The 237-nt window shown below is 52.3% G+C and carries 1 protein-coding gene; it reads right to left on the bottom strand.

The features are described from left to right. The coding region (locus V5P19_RS24480) for a formate/nitrite transporter family protein (RefSeq protein WP_334408108.1) at nt 1–237 on the bottom strand (237 nt) is incomplete at both ends.

Below are 237 nucleotides of genomic sequence, written 5' to 3'. Positions count from 1 at the left end.
AATAGATAGCCCGATAACACATACTCACCAGCACTGCACCGCCGATAATATTACCCAGCATCACCGGGAGCAGATTGGCGGTAATAAAATGGCTTACCGTCAGTGCCGGAAAATTGTCTGCGCTACTGTGCGCCAGTTGCCAGAAGGGGGGAGGGGCGAAATGGCGAATGGCAATGGCGAACGGAATCACAAACAAATTGGCGATACAGTGCTCAAAGCCACTGGCGACAAACAGGG

Source organism: Enterobacter sp. UNJFSC 003 (assembly GCF_036903355.1).
In the GTDB taxonomy this organism is placed as follows: Bacteria; Pseudomonadota; Gammaproteobacteria; order Enterobacterales; family Enterobacteriaceae; genus Enterobacter.
The sequence above is the reverse complement of the archived record's forward strand: the minus strand, read 5'-3'. Positions and strand labels throughout refer to the sequence as shown.